Source organism: Halobacterium hubeiense (genome assembly GCF_001488575.1).
Lineage (GTDB): Archaea > Halobacteriota > Halobacteria > Halobacteriales > Halobacteriaceae > Halobacterium > Halobacterium hubeiense.
In genome coordinates, this window is sequence record NZ_LN831304.1 from 104969 (window position 1) to 123097 (window position 18129).

Below are 18129 nucleotides of genomic sequence, written 5' to 3' on the forward strand. Positions count from 1 at the left end.
GCGGAGGGGCGGAGGCGCGTTCTGACCTCCGTCGAATAATGACTGACCGCTATCTCACGACAGTCCTCAAGGAAGCCGAGCACGTTGCCGAGCAGCACGACCAGGTCGCTCGAACGACAGACAACCAAGCCCACGAGTACCTCCGATACGCCGTCCTCCGGGTGCTCGAAGGTGAAGCGGACCACCTCCCAGCAGACTGGACGCCGATCGACGGCGTGACCGTCGGCTACGGGAGCGACGAGGCGATGTTCGATAGCTGGGGCTCCAGCGAAGACTGGTGGGAGACCGTCCTGCCGCAAGAAGCGTGTACCCGCTTCCGGGTGTTCTTCTCGGACGACCACCAGACGGTTCCCCGCGACATCGTCGACGTGATGGCCGCGCTCGGGGCCTGGCGCGTCTGGACCGGGAGCGCAGCGGCGTGCGGGTCCTACGATCATCGAGAGCGCCGCGAAGTGCACTACCTGTGGCCGGAAGGCCATCCGGTAGAGGAAGTGCTCCACGAGCGGCTCAGTGGCCCTGCGGAAGCCGTCGCTCCCGACGGCGGCCGAACGGGCGACGTTCGCGACCGACTGGTCGTCGACGAGAACGCAGAGTCACAGGACGATCTTGAGCCCCGCACGAAGCGTGCCGTCGCCGAAGCAATGGACGTCTCGCTCCTCTCGAAAGGTGGCCGCTACGAGGTGCAGTCCGCGTCCGGCAACAGGTACGAAGTCGACGTCGTCGACGAATCGTGTACCTGTCCCGACTGGCAGCAGCGCTCACCCGAAGGCGGCTGCAAGCACCTGCGCCGCGTCGATCACGAGATCAAACGGGGCCGCGTTCCCCGACCAGACGGCCGCCTTCCCTCCCCGTAGTCGTGGCCAAACTACTCCACGGGACGGACTGTGTCGCCATCCCGACGGACCCGGTCGAACGTTGAGAGATACGCGATCCGGTCGTGAACCTCGTCGGTATCCAGCTCCAGTTTGGCGGCCAGTTCGTCGACGGTCATCGGCTCGTCGAGTGCTTGGAGGACTTCGAGCCCCCGGTAGTACCTGTTCGTGAGCTCCTGGACGCGGTCCTCGATCGGTGTGGTTACTCCGTACCGCTCCTCGAGTTCGACCAGGGCCTCGTTCGCGAACGTGGCGAACTGATCGTCCCCCAGGCGTTCGATCTGGGCTTCGAGTTCATCTCGGACGACGTCGTAATCGAGGCCGGCCTGTACGAGCATATTCATGTCGTCGATGTCGTCGTCGCGGCCTGCGATCGCCTTGAACAGGAAGATATCCTCGTTGCTGACCAGCCGGACCGTCAGTCGATCCGTGTCGAGGAACGGCTCGCTGCGCTCTTGCATCCCGTCGGTGAGCACGAGCTTGTTCGCGACCTGCTGGTTGAAGATGTCGAGGCGACACCCGTCGTCGTTCTCGACGCAGCTCGTCGCGCCAAGCGCCCGATAATCTGGATCCAGTGACTGGACCTCCGCATACCCGAGGTCCATCAGGATGGCCCACAACTGCCCGTATGCGTCGCCATCCGGGACGACCAGGTCGATATCTTTCGTCGCCCCCTTGAGGTCGCGCAGCGACATCGCGCCACCACCGATCAGGTAGACCGTGAGCGGTTCAGATAGCCCGTCCCCGATTCGCTGGAATTCGCTCTCGATGTACTCACGGCCGAAGGTTGGTCTCATAGTAGATCAATAGGAGTACCCGAGACTACGGGTGCGGGATAAAACCGACACTCGTGAGCCGTCTCACAGTCCATAGCAGGGTTGACTCGCTACGATTCCTTATTAATACTTTTAATCACAGGTTGTGTTGTGATGTATATGGAGGCCCACCGCACTGTTCCGGTCAAACTCGATGTGACCAAAGAGCAGGCGGACCTGCTTCACGAGACCATCGACGAGTTTCGGTGGGCCGCCAACTATGTCGTAGATGCTGCGTGGGACGGCGAATGGGCCGAGACCCGCAAGTCAGTCCTGCACGACCTGACTTACGACGAACTACGCGAGCAGACACGGCTTCACAGCAATCACGTTCAGTCGGCTCGCGACCGTGCCGTTGACGCACTCGAAAGTGTGGTCGCGAAGTGGTCGAAGGGTGAGTACGCTTCGTTGCCCACGTTCACCTCGCCGTTCGTGGAATATAACCAGCGAAACGCCACATTCCACGACGACCACGCCTCGTTATCTACCGTCGAGGGACGCGTCACTGTCAAGTACGTCATTCCCGAGCTAAACCGTGAAACGCCCTTCTCCGAATATCTGCAGAGCAACAAGTGGGAGACTACTGGTGCGACACTCCATTATCGCCGTGGCGATTTCTACCTCCACGTCCGAACAAAGGCGGATGTGGACGACCCCGTTCCAGCCGAGAACGGAACGGTTCTTGGTGTGGACCTCGGGGTCGAGAACATCGCCGTTACTTCGACTGGCGTGTTCTGGTCTGCCGACGAACTCAACCACTGGCGACAGGAGTACGTTCAGCGCCGCAAATCGCTCCAAGAGTGTGGCTCGCGGTGGGCCCACGAGAACGTCCAAGCGGTCGGCCGCAAGGAGACGGGGCGCTTTGAGCAGTATCTTCACCGTGTCGCGAACGAACTCGTAGACGAGGCAGCTGAAAATGGCTGCACAGTGATCGCCTTCGAGAACTTGACGGATATCCGCCATCGGATGCCCGATGCCCGTAGGTTCCACGAGTGGGCGTTCCGCCGTCTGTACGACTACGTCTCGTACAAGACCGAGGTACGCGGAATCCAGGTTGAGCAAGTGAACCCGAAGAACACGTCGAGACGGTGTTCATCTTGTGGGTTCACACACGGGGACAACCGCCCGGCACAGGACACATTCTGCTGTCAGTCCTGTGGATACGAGAACCACGCGGACTACAACGCAGCGAAGAACATTGGCTATCGACTCCTTCGCAACCAAACTGGCGGCGAAGGAGGCGCACCCGTAGGCGTGCGCCTGAACACCGGGATGGTGAACGCGAACGGGGTCAAACCCCTGCCGAATTCGGCCAGAGCGGGAGTCCACGGTGAACACCACGGTCCCTAGACCGTAGTGAGCTTACTGTGGTAGTGGCACCTCGTAGTCAGCCGCCAGCTCCTGGAACTCGTCCCACGCCGGGAGCTGCTCGTCATCAACCTCGCCGTACGTCTCGAGGTAGCGCAGCAAGGCGTCGATTTCGTCTTCGAGGTCGTACTTCACCGCCTGCTCTCGGAGGTCCTCCTCGTCGACGTCGACGTGGCTGAGCAGGAGGAGGCAGTACGAGCGGTGACGGCTGCCGTTGTCGATGAGCAGGGTGTGACAGCAAAGTTCCGCCGGCGAGACTGCGTCGAGATCCTCGGAGTAGAAGTAGTAGCGATGGCCGGTGAGCAGGAACTGGAGGTCGAAGGCCGCGAACCGACCGAGGCCGGTTTGGTGGAACGCCTCCGCGTCGACCTCCGTCTCGGCCTGGGCGAGGAATTCGTCGTAGTCCTCCCAGAGAATCGTGCCCTTCGGGGCAACGGATTCGAGGCGTTGACGATGTAGATGGTGTGCGAGTTCACGGGAAAACTCGTGGAGGCGGTCGAAGTCGGCGTTGAACTCGTAGTGGCCGTCGGCCGTCCCGACGAGACCACGGTCACGAAAGCGCTTGAGGACGCGGTTGACCGTGTTGCGGTAGTTGTCGCTTCGGTCGGCGATCTCGGAGACGGTTCGCGGCTGGTTGAAGTAGTACAGCACCTCGAGTGCCTTCCCAGTCAGCAGCTCGGGGAACTCGATGTGGGAGTGCTGGCGGACGAGGTCCCGATAGAGTTCGACGGCGCGAGCATCCGACGGGACGACTCGTTTTCGCCGGCCATCGCGTTCCGTGTAGACGAGCCCCTTCTCGACGAGGTCGCCGACGGCACGAGAGAGGTAACTCTTGCTGTGGTTGAGCTTCGTCGCGAGTTCGGAGATCGTGTCGCCGCGGTCGACCGTGGCGAGGACCTCGAGTTCGATGCGCCGGAGCACAGTGTAACACAGTACGAAACTTATATATAAAGGAGTTTCGAGTAGTGTTACAGACAGAGAGGAACAAGAGCTTGCTCCATCGTCTTAACCAACAAAACTATGGATTCGTGGGTCGTGTTGGTTAACACGAGAGTAGCCGATGTCCAACGAACCCCCGACCCCACCGGCGAACCTCCCGACTGAGATCGTCAACACGCTCAATGAAGCAACACCGGAGCATCTTCGGGACGTTGCCAGCTACGCCGAGGCGTTGGCCGAACACAAAGAACGGGAAGCTCGTCTCGAGGAGGAGGTGGACGACGCCGATGTGAAGGAGCGCCCCGATGACCTCCCAGACGACGTACCGGCGAAGGCGACGATCACGATCAAGGAGATCAACGACAACCGCTACTACTACTGGCAGTGGCGGGAAGGCGATTCGGTGACGTCGAAGTACAAAGGGCCGGTGAATCCCGACGAGTAGACGAGATGGAACTGTAGCCTGATGTTCGTTTCAACGTGATTCGTAGCGTAGCAGATGACACCCCCCAGAGTGTGAATGGGATCGGTTTACCCGACACCCCTCGGTGTGAATGGGCTACCAACGGGTACTCTCTGACGGGACTTCACGTCGATAGAAGACAGAGCAACACGCGGATAGATTACGCCTCGTTTACCCCCACACCCCTCAGTGTGAATGGTCTACCACCCAGGGTACCGCGATTAAGAAGTCCTTACCGGCAGAAGTCCTCACGCCGTAGGGAGGGTTCTCGCCTCAGTGGCGAACCTTCGGCTTCGGCACAAGGCCTCGCCTTCCAGAATACGCCTACTCGGAGAGCTGTTTAGACTGTAGTATAATAAAGATAACTACAGCTGCGGTGCGGTGCAGTAGCGGGTCGGGTCAGCTACCGTGGCAGAACGTGTAAGCCGCTCTCCGTGCCGTACTAGGTTCTTCAGACGAACGAGCCTGCTTCCTCGACTCCTGCTCTATCTCTACAACCGTCGTATCCTATGGGGGACCATTCACACCGAGGGGTGGGGGTGTCACCATCCCATCAACGTCTGGAGTTCCGGCGTCGAGTTGATCAGTCCAGTTCGTGTACTCTCGACGTCTCCTTGGAGCGAATACGACCTGAACTTCCCCTGATCTCCGCCTTCCTTCTTTTTTGATTCGAGAACTCCTGTCGTCACGTGCTTGTTCAGAAGCTCAAGCGCACGATTGTACCCCTTGGGCTCTACTTCGACGTCCCGTGCTACTGTTTGGTAAACCTCGTGAATCTCTGACGTCCGGAACCATTCTTTCTCCGGGTTATTTCGGTCAAGACGTGTGAGAGCAAACAGGAGTAATTTCCCGGACAACGGAGTCCCTTTCACCATCTCCATAAAGAGCTCAACTTCGACGAGTTCGTCAGCTTCGAGAACGTGATTCGCGGTTACGATCTCGTCGCCTTCTTCGTCAGCGATCTCGCCCGCATTCCGGAACAATCGGACTGCGCGTCGAGCGTCACCGTGTTCTTCAGCTGCGAGTTCAGCTGTGGTTGGAATCACCTCGTCATCGAGGACACCGTCGTAAAATGCGTCCCGCCGATTTTCGAGGATTGCAATGAGCTGGTCTTCTTCGTACGGCGTGAACGTTCGGTGTTCTGGCTGGAGAGTCGATTGAACCCGTGACTCGATTTCTCCTTTGAATTCGATGTCGTTCGAAATTCCGATTGTAACGACTGGGAAGTCAACGTCGTCTTTTGATTGTGTCCGTGATAGCGTGTAGAGAACCTCATTGACTTCTCCGTGCTTGTCGATTTCATCGATGATGACGACAAGACCGCCAGAGAACTCCCTCTGAACAACGGGCCACAATTTCTGGTCGCGATAATGCTCAGCTGAGAGGCCCTGATAGGGGACATCGAGCGGGTTCTCTGCTTTCGCGTTCACCTGCTCTGCGATCTTTCGGAAGGTGGAGGTATACGTAGAGATGGGGTCCGGGTTAATGTAGGCAGTAACGATCGGGGAGTCCGTTCCTGCAGTTGCTGCTTCGAGCCGCTCACAGACGTGTCTTGCAACTAGTGTCTTCCCCGTCCCGGTTTCGCCCCACTCCAGGACGTTATCCGGGACGCTGTTTGTCCGCATCTTCCGGAGATTCTTGGCCAAGAACGTGATATGGTCATCTCGTCCGACGATTCGATTGGCGTCAGGGACGTTATCGATCTCGAGTAACCATGGCTTCTCAAATATATCCGATACGTTTTCGCTATCTCCCTCGTCGACATTTAATATCTCGTCGACGGTTGTTTGCGTGGAATCGTTGTTTGGCATGGGCGGACCAATTCGCCCCATTCACATATAGGTTGCCCACCCTCGGTGTGATTGATTCCCCTCCATTCACACTCCGGGGGGTGTTCCATAGAGCAAGGCCCCCCAGAGTGTGAATGGAATCAACCTTGTCGCCCACTTGTGGTTTGCTCGCCGCAAGTGACATCTGAGACTACTCATCCGTTCCGGGCTGCTGTAAACTCCGTCAGCTCTACCTCTCGTGTCTCCGCGAGTCTCCGTCGAATATCTGTACGATCCCACCCCAGCGGCAACAGCACGCTCTCAATCGCTCGAACCAGCTGCGTCTCGTAGTACGAGGCGTCGTAGGTCTCGACCGCTTCGTGGGCGAGGGCGACCCGGTCTCGCGAGGATTTCTCGTCGTCGACGACTACGTACTCGATATCCTGGCCCGGGTGGACTGCCAGTTCCTGCTCGCGAGCTCGTTTCAAGGCCGCCACATTCTGGGTATTCTGCGAGTACCCTTCCAAGGGCTTGGAGACACGATTCCGCTCGACGAGCTGCTCCACTGCTACGTTGCCCGCCTGCAGCTCGTCGATTGCTCGTTCGAGACGCCCGAGCACCGCGTCCGGTGACCGCGTGGCATCGAGCCGGTCGATACAGTCCCGCTGGATGTCCTCGATGAACGGCGGGGTTGAGCGCTGCCGGGCTTCGATGCCTCTGATCTTGAAGTCGTCGTCGCCGGCGACCTTCCCGAAGTACTTCGTCAGCGCGCCGGCGTCGCTCTCGCGCTGCGGCACGAACGCCACCCAGTCGTAGTGCGCCTCGTGTTCGAGCCGAATCTCGACGCAGTCGGTGATCTCCGTTGCGAGCGTCTGGAGGTCCTCGCGGTCCTCGTCGTCGACGTCGGGATCCGGGGTCACCCAGATGGAGTCGACGATGCCGTGGACGACCCGCCAGCCGCCGGCTTCCAGTCGCTGTTTCGCCGTCAGCAGAATCTCGCGAGCGAATGCGTTGATCGCTTCGTGACACTCGATGCGGCCGAACTTCGCGTTGCTGAACCCCTGATAGCCGAAGCAGGCAACGAGGATCCACTTTAGCGCTCCCGACCGCCCTTCGAGTTCAGCCAGGCGGTCCTCGTCGGGGTCGTCTCGTTCCTTCTCGCGACGGATGGCCGCCTTGATCTCGTCGCGAGCGTCGATGATCGGCTGGAGCACGTCGACGAGGTAGCCCCGGTCGTCGCAGATCGAGTACCCGAGGCCGGGGACGTCGTCGCGGTCGCTGTGGCACTCACACCGGATGACGTCCGGCGAAACGTTCCGGGTACAGATGATGTTCGGGTACAACGAGGAGAAGTCGAGTTCGTGGACGTTCTCGTGAAGCCCGACCTCGGGTGCGAAGATGAAGCCGCCGCGGTCGGCATCGTGGAGCGTCCCCATCGACTTGTAGAACTCGTGGCGCCAGGAGTTCCACGGGACGAGGACGCCGCGGTCGTTGGCCTCACAGATTTGGATCGCCGTGAGGACGTTCCCGATTGACGCCCACGCGAGCTCCTGGACGGGCTTTTTCGAGCGCGACACGAGGTCGAGGACGCCGTCGAGGTTCGTTTCCCCGTAGAAGAACGTGTTCGATTCGTCGATGATCGCCCGGCCGGGCACGTTGTACCGTGCCGGGGAGTGACCGACGCGGCCGTAGCTCGAATACGTCGACCGGCTCGCGAGCTGCTGGTAGTCGACGTCCGGCCACCGACTCAGCGAGAAGTCGTCGACGCCGGCGTCCGTCGCCATCTCGTACAGGGTCGGGACGATCTCGCTCGTCGAGCAGACCAGGACGTCCGGATCGTGCGCGTCGAGCGCCCTCTGGACGGCGGTCAGGAGATCCGTCGGCGAGCCGGTAACAGTATCGCCGGCGACGGTCAGCTCGCCGTAGACGTCGTTGCTCGTTTCGGTCACTGGGACGCTGAGCCGGAGCGTCGACAGCTCACTCGCCGGCGTCGGATCGGCGCCGGTCTCCAGACAGTACCGGAACTCTCGCGAGAAGTCGACGTTGAAACAGGCGAGATCCCCGACTGGATAGTCCGACAGCTGGCGTGCCTGCCGGGCGAGTGGGGTGACGCGGTCGATGTGGGCGACGTCGACGGCGAGGACTGGTTCCTCGTCTCGTCGAAAGCCGGGGCGTCGCGCAACCATCTCGGTCGCGACGACATCCGGGTGCTGGTCGTACACTGACTGGAGTGTCGTGAGGTCGAGGTCGGACGCTGGGTCGCGAGGGGCGACGTAGAATCGCGGTGTGTAGTTATCCCGTTCTGTTGCGACGGCACCGTCGGCGGTCGCCTCCCACTCCAGGACGCGACCGTCGGTTAGGAAGTCAATTGTGAACGGCATTCTCTACAGAATCAACAGTGGAGTTCCAGATAATCGATGGCGTGTCACTTCCGGATTTCAGGGAACGATGGTCTCTCTCGCAACCATCTCGGTCACGGCGGCGACGGATGCTCGTCGTACACCGACTGGAGGATCGTAGGGTCGAGGTCGGCCTCTGGGGCGTGAGGGAAGACGTAGAAGCGTGGAGTTTGACATCCTCCGCGCCTTCTAGGGCGCGGTTTCCTCTGTGGAGTTTTCGGCTATGCCGATTCCCTGAGGGCAACATTCCCGTGGTGAACGGTACTCGGGTCTGTGCGCTGTTCTTTAGGACTTTCTTGAGAGCGTGGTGACTCCGACCAGGTGTGGTCGTCCCACTGGAACCGCACGGGCCGTGCCATCGGCCTGACTGCCTGTTTTGTGTGCCGCTCGAGAAACGTCTCTGACGCGGTTAGGTCGGCGTGCCCCTGGAACCCACACGGACAGGTGAGCGTGTCTTGATGCCGCGTCGTTCGGTCAGTCGATCCACACCGTGGACATTCCTGACTCGTCCACGCTTCCGATCTAACCTCGACCGAAATCCCGTATTCCTCTGCGGTACACGCTAATCGCTCTGTGAACTTCTTGAACGCCCAGAAGTTGTGGGTCTTGGCGTTGGTTTTGACCGACCAGTGTGTGTCCAGCACGTCGGTCAACCCGCCGATATACACCGTATCCACGCCCTCGGCGTACAGTCGGTCCAACAGGTCACGACACAGTGCTTCTTGAGCGTGGTCGCGGCGGCGGGTGCGTTTGCGGTACAGTCGCCGGATACGCTCGCTACTGTACCGGCCTTCCGGGAGCTTGGACTGCAACCGGGCAATCTCTCGTGTCGTCTCACGGAACCGCTGGAACAATTCGCGGCCTTCGTACAGGTATTGCTCGCCGGTCGTGGTGGTACAGGCGACGAGATTGTTCGCACCGATGTCCAGAGCGGCCGTTTCATCGGCCAGTGGCGTTGCCCGTGCACTATCAGACACAGTCACGGGTTGGGAAGCTCGGAAGGTGCTTTCAGTCTCGTCGTACCATAGCTCCAACCGGCCCTGTTTTTCGTAGTCGGGCCAATTCGGGTTACCAGCGATTTCGAGTCGGAGGCGGCCGGTGTGATCGTATCGGTCCTTCAGCTTGCTGCCGACCAGAATCTCAAGCCGAGACCGATCGCCCCACTCAGTCGTGTATGCGTCGTTACGAATGACGGTTCTGAGTTGGCGTCCGTCGTCCTCGTTGCCACGGAATCCCGGCGGGTTAGGATGTTCCGTAACCGACGTGTTCGACTCGTCGTGGTACTGGTCTTTCAGATGCGAGAAACTGCGCCACGCTTCGCTGTTTTTGCGTATCACCTGTTGAGCTGTAGACGCCCCGAGCACGCCTTTGTATCGGCCTTCGAGTCGGCCGGTATCGGCGTCCCATATGCCGCCTTCGAAGCCGTCCTCGTCGTTGTACCGCATAAGGCGTTGGTAGTTAACTTCGTTCCAGAGGGCGGCAGAAGCGTCCAACAGGTCCCGTAACAGTTGCTCTCCGGTCTCGGAGAGCGGTCGCACGGCGAACGTGTTGGTGCGCTTCATCTACCACCTATTGATCTGTTCCGTCGAAACGTAAACACTGTCCAGCCAGAGTGAAAGTAAAACTGGAGTCGCTACGTTGGAGGCTTCTGACCAGAAAAAACTGGAGTCGCTACGTTGGAGGCTTCTGACCAGAAGGAATACGGCGGAATATCAGCGGATCGGCCGCGATTCCCGTCTACCCTCTTCGGACCTTGGTTCCGAGAGGCGACGGCGTGTCGCTTCTGAGCACAGCAAATTAGTTCGAAAAGCGTTCTCAACGCTATGTTCTGGCTTCTTGTTCGTCGTCGTGGGGCTTCAGGAACGATTTCCGGAATCGGTGAGCCGACGTTAACCAACGTATTCGGAGATCCGCACCGAATGTTGGTTAAGACGTAACAGTGACGTCTGGCCACATACCGCGAGTCCCTGTCGTTAAATGCTATCAGATGATTCAGACGAACGCATCCATCTCGCTTAGCAAGGTTCGCTCAGTCTGCTGGACCGACATCGAGACTGAGTTCGCCAATTCATCGTTGACCCGTGCTTCGAGATTTGACGGCGGTGCTCGCCCGTCCGTATTGAGGAAGATACGGGAGCCGATATCTGCGTCAAACCCGACGACCGTCAGTTGGTCGTCGACTGCGAAGCCGGTTGTCTCGATGTCGAACGCAACGGTATCGAGTCCCGTCATTTCGTGGCTCCATACTGGTGGTGTTCCCGCTCGTGGCTCGCTTCCCGTTGTTCGAGTCCCCGTTCGAGCTCTTCGAGGCGTTCCTCGTGGTCCTCGAGGCGAGCCTCCTGTTCGAGATCGATGCTGAGCAGCGCCGGCAGCAGCGGGTTCTGGTGGTTCAACAGCCCGCTCGCGTCGGTATGCGCGCGGGCGTACTCGAACAGCCGGTCAAAGCGTGGCTGGTCGCGACGCCGCCGTCGGCAGCTTCCCACCCCAGGACGCGACCATCGTCCAGAAGTCGATAGTATACTACCCATCCTACTCGCTCACGCCTCCGTCGTTCGCTTTCCAGAACTCACCTGGTTGGATTCAGCCGGTGTACTCTCCATGAAGGAATATAGTATTTCACCAAAGAACTATGTTCCCCTGAACCGTGCGTTTCCATATGAACGACCGAAGTCCACCGGAGGAGTTTGCTGATGTCAACGAGGCGGTCGGCGAGGAATGGGAGGCCGAAACGACGCCCTACGAGCGCATTCGACACGTCGTTGCACATACGTACAGTCCCGTCTCAGCTGATGCCGTAGCTGACGATGCACGGACGGCTCCAAAGACCGCTCGAAAGCACCTGAACACACTCGCAGACGAGGGGTTTGTCGAGACGACACCCGGCGAACAGGGTGGCACGCTCTATCGCCGCTCACCTGAATCACTCGTCGTCGAACAGGCTGCCGACATCCTTGAGCACGTCTCAACCGATGAACTCGTCACCCGAATTCAGGAGATGCGCGAGCAGCTCACCGAGTATCGGTCCGAATTCGGTGTTGATTCCCCCGAAGAATTGGCGGTCAACCAGACGAATCAGGCCCTCAGCGAGACCGGGCCCCCACAGGACGAGATCGACCCAGAGACGATTCGTGAGTGGAAGACGCTCCGACGGAATCTCGCGTTCGCGAACGCTGCCCTCTCGATCGGCAATGCCGAGCAATTCGTCGACAGTGACCGTCGGTCGACTGACGACAGCGTCCCTGCCTGAGTAATGCGGGATTCTCCTGACCAAGCAGAAACCCATACTCTTCGGGGGGCTACGGATCGGCCGGCGCTACTGACGATTCGTGATGTCGTCGAGGAGATGGAACCGCTCGCAACACCTGAACTCGACGACTACCTCCATCCATCCGTCCTCGAAGTTGTGCTCGACGACGGACTATGTGCAGCCGATGAGGGCCGAATCGACATCCAGTGGACGACACGAGATGATTACAAGTTCCACTACACGGACACGCAAGGGGTGAATCTGCGCTGGGGAAAGCACCCACACGCAGACGACTACATCCACGTCCCCGGATTAGAACACTACCACCCACCGCCGAATGCGAGTTCTGACCCAGACGACGTCGAAGAGTCTTGTATCACACAGTCTCCCGAAGAGTTAGTCACTCGCGCCGTCCTCAAGCTCTGGCGGGTTGCCTACCATACAGACTCGTATGAACCACTCAACGCAGGTCGCAACCCGCCGTAGGAACTAATCCGAGTGCTTTCTTCCACGAACTCCCACTGAGAAGTAATTTCTTCAAGCGATAGGCTCCAGCGATTTCATCGAGAAATCCGACTTCGAGCAATACCGTTCTGCAAGCTCCATCAACGCTCGAGTCCGTCGAATATCGGCGACGTTGTGAGTGATGAGTGGCTCGTAGGCGCCATCCTTCCAAGCGGTGACTGCCTCGCTACTGTCGGTAAATGGATCCAGATCGTTCAATTCGGAGCCGATCAGTTCCTCGTAGACGCCACTCAGCGTGTCTTCACTCGTATTGAACCGTGTTTCGAAGACGTCCATTACGTCGACGTATGGCAACGTGCCAAAGGGCCACTCGAGCCCGTGCGTACAGAGCCGTGTGCGAAGGAACGGGAGGTCGAATCCTCCGTTCCACCGCTCACCGTTGTACGCAACGAGCTTTGCATCATGTTGGGTGAGTGTCGATGTGACAAACGTCGCCAGTTCGTTCAGGAGTTCCTGTTCGCTGTCGTGGAGTGAGAGCTGTACCGGTGTCTGGAGGGCGTCGTTGAGCCGATCTGCGAGGCCTGTTTGTGGTGCCGTTCCGGTATGGAGAAACACTCGCGACGAGACCGCGGAGTCGAACCCAACTACTGTGAGTTCATCATCGGCCTGAAATCCCGTCGTTTCGATATCGAATGCAATCGTCGTCAACTCAGTCATTCTACACCTCCAGTGGTACCTTCGGCGGGCGATTGCTGCTGTTCGCCCCCGGTTTCCGAAAGCCGTTGCTCAAGCTCTGATAGGCGCTCTTCGTGGTCGTCGAGGCGGGACTCCTGTTCGAGATCGATGCTGAGCAGCGCCGGCAGCAGCGGGTTCTGGTGGTTCAACAGCCCGCTCGCGTCGGCGTGCTCGCGGGCGTACTCGAACAGCCGGTCGAAGCGCGGCTGGTCGCGACGCCGCAGTGCCCGGCGGAACTCTGCCCAGCGCTCTTCGATGGCCCGCAGCGCATCTCGGTAGGTTGGGTTCGTACGCCCCATCGCTATCGTCCTCCTGCCCCGGTTGCGGTCCACGCATCGAGCAGGGGATCCGCGGTGGCCGCGACCGTCTCACCGTCAGCGGTGACGCCGGTTCCGACGCTCTCCGGAGTCGGCGTCGACGGCGTCGGCGTCGTCGGTTCCACGCCAACCTGCGTGGCGCGTGCCGCGAGCAGCTGACGCCAGTACGTGAACGTCGTCTGGTAGTACGCGCCGTCGTCGACGGGATAGACGAGCGTCTCGAAGTCCTCGCCGACGACCCGTGGTCCCATCCGGGTCTGCTCGCATTCCAGGTGGTGGTCGGCGGCCGTCGCGACCGGCACCGTGAAGTCGTCGCGCTGCGCCCGGGTGACGAGCACCGGGATGTCGTACCCCTCGGCGTAGGTCGCTAGCCGGGCGAGGGTTCGGGCTTGGAGGGTTTTCGCGTGAGTCTCGCCGAGGGTATCGTCGGCGCGGTACTGGGCGTCGACGGCCGGCGCGACGAGGAGGGCGGGCGTGTGGGGTGACGTGTCCTCGTCGCGACCTAGTGCCCGTCGACTGGCTGTCCCGATATCGGCGGTAGACATCTGGATCGACTTGTTCACTGCCGTCTGGAGATCACAGACGGCGCCGTAGTGCTGGTAGGCGGTGAATCCGCGGGCGACGTGAATTCGGTTGAGCAACCGTTGACTGGGCGCGATCTGGGCGAGTGTCGTTGTCGTCGCGTGACCATTTGCGTCGACCCAGAAGGCGGGCCCGTCGTGCAGGAGGAGATGGTCGAGTACGAGCGACTGCAGGATTGGGACGCCACGGCCTCCCTCGACGTCGAGCAGCGTGATTCCGTCGCCGAGTGACGGCAACAACATCTCGTCCGTAGACGGATCGGCCTGATCAGCAAGGGACCGATTGCGGTCAGCTCCCCGTGTCGGCTGGTCCACCGCCAATCGGTTCGGCGTTGAGTGTTCTCCCATACTCGACTAATTGTCTACGTTCCCGATAAGCCGCGGCGTGGCGCTTCCGCGTTTCAGGGAAGGGCTGGAAGGTATGTAGAACCGGACTCAGGCAACGGATTTCTGCCATCGTTCGACCGTTTCCAAGAACGTTTCCAGAGAGGAAGGCAGACAGTATCATCGGATTAACCAACAGACCGGGGATCCCAACTCGATTGTTGGTTAAGACTCCCTGAATGTATGGTGATCTCGCCCTCACACAATTCTGTTGACGGCCCGGCATATCCCCCGAGCCTACGATCTGATGTGATCGACGATTGTTTTCAGCGCGGTTACATCGTCGTAATTGTACTGTTTGAGTAGATCCCAGTCTGGTTCTTCGCCGTCAAGGAGATATCGCGTGTACTTGCTCCCGACCACAAACCCGTCGACGGTCGGGTCTTGATATTCAAAGCCGAGTGCGCTCGCTACGACATCCAATTTATGCCGATTGAAGGGCCCGAAGAGTTCCTGTTGGGCAGTAATTCCAAGGTCGTGTGTTCGCTCCAGATGGTCGAGCCCCTCAGTGATGCCGTGTTCGTCGAATCTGCGACTGAGACACTGCTCGTCGAAGTAGTTCCCTCCGTAGTAGATGATCGGCTCGGAGCCATGATCATCAAGGTACTCAGACAGCTCCTGAAGGAGTGCTGACTCGTCGTCCGGCTCGAAGAATTGTCGGTACGCATAGTTCTGGTAACTGTAGGTGCCGACCAGCCAGATCCGATCCTGCTGGAGATCCGTTTCTATGTCCAAGAGGAGAGGCTCCGTATCCTGAAGGTCGTCGAAGGCGGACTCGTTTAGAATCACGACCTCATCGTTTTCGAAAGCCTGTCGATGAGCAATCCACCGGTCCACGTGCCATGACGAGGCTCCAGGGAGGGCTTCGAGTTCGGCACGCCGTTCTTCGGTAATCTCATCTGGGCTAGTGATCCCTAACTCACTGAACTGTTCTACTCGGTTTCGCCCGACCTGGACGAGATCAGTCAGTCGACTCCCTAGCAGATGGCGAGTGTCGTAGAACTCGTACTCGATAGACTCGTTCGAGGCGTCGATGGTGATGAGTGCGTACCTTCCGGGGTCGTCTACTCCGTCGTGGGATGCGATGTTGATCACCGTGCCGTACTCGAGGGTTTCAGATCTCCCTCCGAATTGATGGCAATGACCGCAGACGGTAGCTGGGGGCTGGATGTCGTCTATGAAGCTCCTGACGGCCTTCGACCCGATATGTTGTTGCCCGAATCGCTTCCCGATATCGAGAATGCCGAAGGGAGGAGTGTGAGTGATAAGAATCGGAGTTCTGTCTTCACAAGCGGTGCGGTGTTCGGAAAGGTGCCGTTGGACGTCGTCCTCGGTATAGGTGATGAGACCAGGTCCCTGGGTCGATCCTTCCTGGCCGATGAACACGAGATCCTCGTAGATGTATGGTGTCCTGTGGAGGTCGGTGGTAAATTCCGCATCGAATTGCGGACCGGTTGACGGGGGGAAGTCGTCGTTTCCTCGGACATAGAGCGATTGTTGGTGCTTCGTGAGGCGAGCAAGTTCTGCAAGATGATCTGTGTCAGTATCGGCGTTTTTGAAACGTGAGAGGTCGTCGCCGGCATACAGTAGTAGATCAGGAGTTGGTTCTACAGTTTCGAGAATGGTGTAGAGATCGTCAATGGGTTGAGAGCGCCAGTCAGATACAGCGAGAATGTGGGTCATTTTGGTTGAGCGTAGTTAGTGTAGCCTCTTCTATCGTTTGTTTAGGTGTACCGTTTGGCATTAGGAGATTCTTCGCCCCGCTGTCGTTAACCAACAGCTCAGGCTCATCGGGACAATCTGTTGGTTAACGGTGTGATTCCTGTGCGACCACGTTGAAGATGCTTCCCTCCGAACTCCTCGGTATGTGTGGCCGGAACTCGCTCTTCATCGACCAGGCCGACCTCGAGGCTCGCTTCGACGCCGAGGTCGTCGCGGACGGCGGGTACACACCTCGATACAACATCGCGCCTGGCGACGACCTCCACATCATCACGAACGAGGATCCCGACGAGATTGACACCTACCACTGGGGGCTGATTCCATTCTGGGCGGACGAACCCGAGGAGGGCATCATCAACGCTCGCTCCGAGACTGCCGACGAGAAACGCGTCTTCGAGCGGGCGTGGGAATCACGTCCCTGCCTCGTCCCCTCGTCAGGGTTCTACGAATGGAAATCGCCGAACGGCGGGTCGAAGCAGCCCTACCGCATTTACCGGGAGGACGACCCCGCATTCGCGATGGCCGGGCTCTGGGACGTCTGGGAGGGCGACGACGAGACGATCTCGTGCGTCACGATTCTCACGACGGAGCCGAACGACCTGATGAACTCAATCCACGACCGGATGCCGGTCGTCCTCCCACAGGACGCGGAATCTGACTGGCTCGCCGCAGACCCGGACACCCGCAAGGAACTGTGCCAGCCGTATCCGAAGGACGATCTGGACGCCTACGAGATTTCGACGCGAGTCAACAACCCCGGCAACGACGATCCCCAGGTCATCGAGCCGCTAGACCACGAGCAATCGGGCCTCGGCGAGTTCAGTTCCTGATAGCTGACGGGCTTACGGTCACTGCATCGGTGACGCCGCCGCTGAATCGACGAGCGAGTATTCTCGGTCCCGACTCGTCCCTTCCGCCTCGAGAAGGTTGTACTGCTCCATCTTCGAGAGGTACGTGCGGATAGTCCGCTTCGTCCGCGGATCATCGACGTCCTCGGAATATCGCTCGTGGATTTCGCTCGGCCCGACCGGGCCGTGCTCGCGAACGATGTCGTAGACGACGCGCTGGTGCGGCGTGAGCGAGTCGAGGCTCTTCTGCTTGATTTGGGCCCGAGCATCCTCGGCGGCGTCCAAGAGAATATCGTCGGTGATGCGCTCGTGGTTCTCGCGATCGGCCTTGCCGGCGGCCGTTCGGAGGATGCCGATTGCGAGGCGGGCGTCGCCGGCGGCCGCGTCGGCGATCCGGTAGAGCTGGTCGTCGGTGATGACGTCCTCGTCGAGCCCCCACTTTGCCCGAGCACTCAGGATGTCGTACAGCTGCTCGTCGTGGTACTTGTCCATCCGGACGTGTTCGCTGGAGCGCAGTCGGCTCACGAGGCGGTCGTCGACGCGGCTGAACAGCTCCTCTTCCTTGTTCGCGATGCAGATGATCGCGAACTGCGGGAGGCTGTGGAGGTCGTAGATGACGCTGGGGTCTTCGAGCTGGTCGACCTCGTCGAGGATGACGACGGTTCGCGGGCCGTCATGCTGCTGGAGGCGATCGACGAGTTCGTCGTGGGGCGTCGACTGCCGGTGGATGTCGATGGTCGCGCCGAGCTCGTCGAGGATCTGGTAGAGCGTCCGGAACCGGGTGTAGTTGCGCCAGCAGTTGACGTAGGTGGTCTCGACATCGAGGACCTCTTCCCGGAGTCGTTCGGTGACGAATTGCGAGATGCACGTCTTGCCGGCGCCGCTGGGTCCGGTGACAATAGCGGTATCGGCGGGTTCGCCGTTCGTGATTGGCTCGAGGACACTGGAGAGGTGGTTGACTTCGGCGTCGCGATGCTCAACTTCCCGAGGAACGAACCTGGCCCGGAGGACGCGAGCATCGCGAATCATCTGTCTCTGACAGACTGATTTCGGGTCAGGTTACAAAAGCCTGACCGGGTTGTTTCCGGAAACTCCTATGATAGTACCATCGTGAGTACTCAAAAACCTACGCTGTATCCCGATTTGTGTTTGTGGAAAGTCGAGGCTTCCGGAAACTTCCGGAAACTCATCCTCCACTACTGATT

Annotated in this window: 17 protein-coding genes and 1 pseudogene; 6 read left to right on the top strand and 12 right to left on the bottom strand. The window is 59.5% G+C overall.

Annotated features, from left to right (window positions below; translation table 11 throughout):
* Nucleotides 1-38: 38 nt before the first annotated feature.
* Nucleotides 39-854, top strand: a complete 816-nt coding sequence (locus HHUB_RS15210; protein ID WP_059059009.1) for a hypothetical protein — start codon at nt 39-41, stop codon at nt 852-854.
* 11 nt (nt 855-865) lie between these two features.
* On the opposite strand, the gene HHUB_RS15215 is transcribed toward HHUB_RS15210, so the two are convergent.
* On the bottom strand, nt 866-1669 hold the full coding sequence (locus tag HHUB_RS15215) for a DUF6036 family nucleotidyltransferase (protein ID WP_059059011.1): 804 nt from the start codon (nt 1667-1669) through the stop codon (nt 866-868).
* 138 nt (nt 1670-1807) lie between these two features.
* Here HHUB_RS15215 and HHUB_RS15220 point away from each other — a divergent pair, with 138 nt between their 5' ends.
* A complete protein-coding gene (locus tag HHUB_RS15220) occupies nt 1808-3037 on the top strand; it encodes an RNA-guided endonuclease InsQ/TnpB family protein (protein WP_059059104.1) in 1230 nt (409 codons plus the stop codon).
* A gap of 12 nt (nt 3038-3049) precedes the next feature.
* Here the strand turns inward: HHUB_RS15220 and HHUB_RS15225 are convergent, their stop codons facing one another.
* Nucleotides 3050-3976 carry a MarR family transcriptional regulator gene (locus HHUB_RS15225; protein WP_059059013.1) on the bottom strand — a complete coding sequence of 309 codons (927 nt, stop codon included), beginning with the start codon at nt 3974-3976 and terminating at the stop codon, nt 3050-3052.
* Between the two features lie 139 nt (nt 3977-4115).
* Between HHUB_RS15225 and HHUB_RS15230 the strand changes: the two genes are divergently transcribed.
* A complete protein-coding gene (locus HHUB_RS15230; RefSeq protein WP_059059016.1) occupies nt 4116-4439 on the top strand; it encodes a hypothetical protein in 324 nt (107 codons plus the stop codon).
* Nucleotides 4440-4999: 560 nt separating this feature from the next.
* Here HHUB_RS15230 and HHUB_RS15235 read toward each other — a convergent pair.
* The 5 genes and pseudogenes from HHUB_RS15235 to HHUB_RS15255 form a co-directional block, all read right to left on the bottom strand.
* Nucleotides 5000-6268 (bottom strand): orc1/cdc6 family replication initiation protein, encoded by a 1269-nt coding sequence (locus HHUB_RS15235; RefSeq protein ID WP_059059018.1) that lies wholly within the window; start codon nt 6266-6268, stop codon nt 5000-5002.
* Between the two features lie 173 nt (nt 6269-6441).
* On the bottom strand, nt 6442-8607 hold the full coding sequence (locus HHUB_RS15240; protein ID WP_059059019.1) for a type B DNA-directed DNA polymerase: 2166 nt from the start codon (nt 8605-8607) through the stop codon (nt 6442-6444).
* 239 nt (nt 8608-8846) lie between these two features.
* Nucleotides 8847-10187, bottom strand: a complete 1341-nt coding sequence (locus HHUB_RS15245) for an IS200/IS605 family transposase (RefSeq protein WP_059059021.1) — start codon at nt 10185-10187, stop codon at nt 8847-8849.
* 430 nt (nt 10188-10617) lie between these two features.
* A complete protein-coding gene (locus HHUB_RS15250; RefSeq protein ID WP_082687306.1) occupies nt 10618-10857 on the bottom strand; it encodes a hypothetical protein in 240 nt (79 codons plus the stop codon).
* Nucleotides 10854-11090 (bottom strand): annotated as a pseudogene (locus tag HHUB_RS15255) (hypothetical protein); the annotation flags it as partial. The gene HHUB_RS15250 and the pseudogene HHUB_RS15255, both read right to left, overlap by 4 nt.
* 191 nt (nt 11091-11281) lie before the next feature.
* Here HHUB_RS15255 and HHUB_RS15260 point away from each other — a divergent pair.
* Together HHUB_RS15260 and HHUB_RS16325 are read left to right on the top strand one after the other, a co-directional pair.
* Nucleotides 11282-11872 carry a DUF7342 family protein gene (locus HHUB_RS15260; protein WP_059059025.1) on the top strand — a complete coding sequence of 197 codons (591 nt, stop codon included), beginning with the start codon at nt 11282-11284 and terminating at the stop codon, nt 11870-11872.
* 3 nt (nt 11873-11875) lie between these two features.
* On the top strand, nt 11876-12358 hold the full coding sequence (locus HHUB_RS16325) for a hypothetical protein (RefSeq protein WP_082687307.1): 483 nt from the start codon (nt 11876-11878) through the stop codon (nt 12356-12358).
* Between the two features lie 51 nt (nt 12359-12409).
* Here HHUB_RS16325 and HHUB_RS15265 read toward each other — a convergent pair whose 3' ends face one another.
* The 4 genes from HHUB_RS15265 to HHUB_RS17450 all read right to left on the bottom strand — a co-directional run bounded on the left by HHUB_RS15265 (nt 12410) and on the right by HHUB_RS17450 (nt 16037).
* The gene (locus tag HHUB_RS15265) at nt 12410-13054 is read right to left on the bottom strand and encodes a ribonuclease H-like domain-containing protein (RefSeq protein ID WP_059059027.1); all 645 of its coding nucleotides are present in this window, start codon (nt 13052-13054) and stop codon (nt 12410-12412) included.
* Nucleotides 13051-13371, bottom strand: coding sequence for a hypothetical protein (locus HHUB_RS15270; RefSeq protein ID WP_059059029.1), 321 nt, complete (start codon nt 13369-13371; stop codon nt 13051-13053). Before HHUB_RS15270 ends, HHUB_RS15265 begins: the two co-directional genes overlap by 4 nt.
* Before the next feature lie 2 nt (nt 13372-13373).
* Nucleotides 13374-14318: a hypothetical protein gene (locus HHUB_RS15275; RefSeq protein ID WP_059059031.1), complete on the bottom strand. Its 945-nt coding sequence runs from the start codon at nt 14316-14318 to the stop codon at nt 13374-13376.
* 273 nt (nt 14319-14591) lie between these two features.
* Entirely contained in the window at nt 14592-16037 is a 1446-nt protein-coding gene (locus tag HHUB_RS17450; RefSeq protein ID WP_238324112.1) for a ribonuclease H-like domain-containing protein, read from the bottom strand.
* Between the two features lie 182 nt (nt 16038-16219).
* Here HHUB_RS17450 and HHUB_RS15290 point away from each other — a divergent pair, with 182 nt between their 5' ends.
* A complete protein-coding gene (locus HHUB_RS15290) occupies nt 16220-16906 on the top strand; it encodes an SOS response-associated peptidase (RefSeq protein WP_059059033.1) in 687 nt (228 codons plus the stop codon).
* A gap of 18 nt (nt 16907-16924) precedes the next feature.
* Here HHUB_RS15290 and HHUB_RS15295 read toward each other — a convergent pair whose 3' ends face one another.
* Nucleotides 16925-17953: a Cdc6/Cdc18 family protein gene (locus HHUB_RS15295; RefSeq protein WP_059059035.1), complete on the bottom strand. Its 1029-nt coding sequence runs from the start codon at nt 17951-17953 to the stop codon at nt 16925-16927.
* Nucleotides 17954-18129 lie beyond the last annotated feature (176 nt).

Bases quoted from the DNA above. Each gene is read 5' to 3' on its own strand.
- HHUB_RS15210 (WP_059059009.1), top strand. From the start codon at position 39: ATGACTGACCGCTATCTCACGACAGTCCTCAAGGAAGCCGAGCACGTT.
- HHUB_RS15290 (WP_059059033.1), top strand. From the start codon at position 16,220: ATGTGTGGCCGGAACTCGCTCTTCATCGACCAGGCCGACCTCGAGGCT.
- HHUB_RS17450 (WP_238324112.1), bottom strand. From the start codon at position 16,037: ATGACCCACATTCTCGCTGTATCTGACTGGCGCTCTCAACCCATTGAC.
- HHUB_RS15235 (WP_059059018.1), bottom strand. From the start codon at position 6,268: ATGCCAAACAACGATTCCACGCAAACAACCGTCGACGAGATATTAAAT.
- HHUB_RS15295 (WP_059059035.1), bottom strand. From the start codon at position 17,953: ATGATTCGCGATGCTCGCGTCCTCCGGGCCAGGTTCGTTCCTCGGGAA.
- HHUB_RS15265 (WP_059059027.1), bottom strand. From the start codon at position 13,054: ATGACTGAGTTGACGACGATTGCATTCGATATCGAAACGACGGGATTT.
- HHUB_RS16325 (WP_082687307.1), top strand. From the start codon at position 11,876: ATGCGGGATTCTCCTGACCAAGCAGAAACCCATACTCTTCGGGGGGCT.
- HHUB_RS15215 (WP_059059011.1), bottom strand. From the start codon at position 1,669: ATGAGACCAACCTTCGGCCGTGAGTACATCGAGAGCGAATTCCAGCGA.
- HHUB_RS15220 (WP_059059104.1), top strand. From the start codon at position 1,808: ATGGAGGCCCACCGCACTGTTCCGGTCAAACTCGATGTGACCAAAGAG.
- HHUB_RS15230 (WP_059059016.1), top strand. From the start codon at position 4,116: ATGTCCAACGAACCCCCGACCCCACCGGCGAACCTCCCGACTGAGATC.
- HHUB_RS15270 (WP_059059029.1), bottom strand. From the start codon at position 13,371: ATGGGGCGTACGAACCCAACCTACCGAGATGCGCTGCGGGCCATCGAA.
- HHUB_RS15240 (WP_059059019.1), bottom strand. From the start codon at position 8,607: ATGCCGTTCACAATTGACTTCCTAACCGACGGTCGCGTCCTGGAGTGG.
- HHUB_RS15245 (WP_059059021.1), bottom strand. From the start codon at position 10,187: ATGAAGCGCACCAACACGTTCGCCGTGCGACCGCTCTCCGAGACCGGA.
- HHUB_RS15250 (WP_082687306.1), bottom strand. From the start codon at position 10,857: ATGACGGGACTCGATACCGTTGCGTTCGACATCGAGACAACCGGCTTC.
- HHUB_RS15275 (WP_059059031.1), bottom strand. From the start codon at position 14,318: ATGGGAGAACACTCAACGCCGAACCGATTGGCGGTGGACCAGCCGACA.
- HHUB_RS15260 (WP_059059025.1), top strand. From the start codon at position 11,282: ATGAACGACCGAAGTCCACCGGAGGAGTTTGCTGATGTCAACGAGGCG.